This window comes from Tepidimonas aquatica (assembly GCF_007556585.1).
In the GTDB taxonomy this organism is placed as follows: Bacteria; Pseudomonadota; Gammaproteobacteria; order Burkholderiales; family Burkholderiaceae_C; genus Tepidimonas; species Tepidimonas aquatica.
The window spans coordinates 1-1,574 of sequence record NZ_VJNA01000075.1 but is presented as its reverse complement, the minus strand read 5'-3'; the positions used below and the strand labels follow the sequence as shown (position 1 = coordinate 1,574).

Genomic DNA, 1,574 nt, shown 5'->3' with positions numbered 1-1,574 from the left:
CGGCATTGACCGTCACCCGGTGCTCGCGCTCGCCCCATTCGCGTAGCAGCACGGTGCCCGGTGCGAAGTCGAACTTGCGCGGGCGCGCGCGCAGTTTGATCTTGGAGTGCTTCGCGCCGATGGCCTCAAGGCGCTGGCGCGTTTCGGGTGCGAGTCCGCCGAAGGCTTCTTCCTGCAGCTTGTAGGCGATGCGGGACTCGACGTGCGTGCGATTCGGATGTTCGGGCCGGCGCTCGAAGTGCCGGTCCCACAGGACCCACAGCTCGGCCATCGGGAGATGACCCAGGTCGGCGATCCGCGCCGCAATGGACGCTGACTTCTCGCTCATGACAACTTCTCCGTTGGATAGGGGGTTGCATGAACGCGCTGGTCGGGCAGGAAGCCAAGGCGAACCGCGCTCTGTTCCAGCCCGGAAGACCCGAGGGTACGGACGATGGCGGCCGCGAGGATGGCGCTGACTTCCCCGGCCCGGGCGCCGGGGCTCATTTCCGAGGGTGATGCCAGTTCGAGGTTCTTCATGACGGCTCCGGGGAATCGCAAAACCGTCAGGCATGGTCTGCCCGATTGCCCGAAGCAGATGGCAAGGGCGGGCAAGGCGGTTCAATTTCGACTTCGCGCGATTGTCTTGCAAAAGTAATTTCGCAAGAATAAAATGCTGTTTTATCCTCAAAGAGAGGAGCGCTTTGCCATGCTTGAACGACTGTCCCACCGGCTCATCGGCTTTCGCGTCAAGGCCGCACGAGAGGCTGCCGGCTGGACGCAGGAGCGCCTGGCCGAGTTGCTCGGTCTCAACGACCGGCAGAGCGTGTCAGACCTTGAGAACGGCAAACGCCGGCTTCAGCCCGATGAACTGGTACTGCTTTCCGATGCGCTGGGGCGCGACCTCGAATTCTTCCTCGACTCCTTCGCGGTGGCTGGCGAGGCGCAGTTCTCCTGGCGCGCTTCACCGGGTGTGCCCGAGGACGACCTCGACGGCTTCGAACTGCGGGCTGGCCAGTGGATCGGCCTGTTGCGCTGGCTGCGCGAGGGAGAGCAGACCCAGAGCCCGCTCAAGTTCAGCCTGCGGCTGACCACGCAAAACACCTTCGAAGAGGCCATCGCGCGCGCCGAGGAACTCGTGGAGCGGCTCTCACTGAGCCCTGTTCCGGCCGAGCGCTTGATCGAGGCGGTCGAAAGGGATCTCGACATCCCCGTGCTGTTCGTCGATACCCTGACGACCCCCGAAGGCGACACCGTTTCCGGCGCCACCTGTCACCTGCAGGATTTGGGCGTGATCCTCATCAACCGCAACGAGATCGAAGCGCGTCGTTACTTCGTCGCCCCTGAAATATTCATAACAGCATGATTTTTCTTGTGTTATTGCCTGTTTGCGAGTACAATTTCCCCCAGATTTGATGGTCTGATGCGCCGTTTTCTGGGAGTTTTGCGATGTTTGCCTGCCCCGCCACCGAGGACTTCTTCCGCGCCCGGCTCGATCAGATGATCGACCTGCGCCATCCGCTGGCGGTGTTGTCCTCACGCATGCCGTGGCAGGAGTTGGAAGCAAGGCTGTCGCACCTGTTCATGCGCAAAGC

The 1,574-nt window shown here is 62.3% G+C and carries 3 protein-coding genes and 1 pseudogene; 2 read left to right on the top strand and 2 right to left on the bottom strand.

The genetic code is table 11. The features are described 5' to 3' along the window. Together Taqua_RS12975 and Taqua_RS12970 are read right to left on the bottom strand one after the other, a co-directional pair. Nucleotides 1-328, bottom strand: a 328-nt coding sequence (locus tag Taqua_RS12975) for a DUF2924 domain-containing protein (RefSeq protein WP_144326983.1), incomplete at its 3' end; no start/stop codon positions are given. After that, nucleotides 325-519, bottom strand: coding sequence for a hypothetical protein (locus Taqua_RS12970; RefSeq protein WP_144326982.1), 195 nt, complete (start codon nucleotides 517-519; stop codon nucleotides 325-327). The genes Taqua_RS12975 and Taqua_RS12970, both read right to left, overlap by 4 nt. 169 nt (nucleotides 520-688) lie before the next feature. Here Taqua_RS12970 and Taqua_RS12965 point away from each other — a divergent pair, with 169 nt between their 5' ends. Both Taqua_RS12965 and Taqua_RS13670 read left to right on the top strand, forming a co-directional pair. Next, complete coding sequence (locus Taqua_RS12965) at nucleotides 689-1,345, top strand: helix-turn-helix domain-containing protein (protein WP_144326981.1); 657 nt, start codon at nucleotides 689-691, stop codon at nucleotides 1,343-1,345. Between the two features lie 83 nt (nucleotides 1,346-1,428). Beyond that, nucleotides 1,429-1,574: pseudogene (locus Taqua_RS13670) on the top strand (IS5/IS1182 family transposase); the annotation flags it as partial.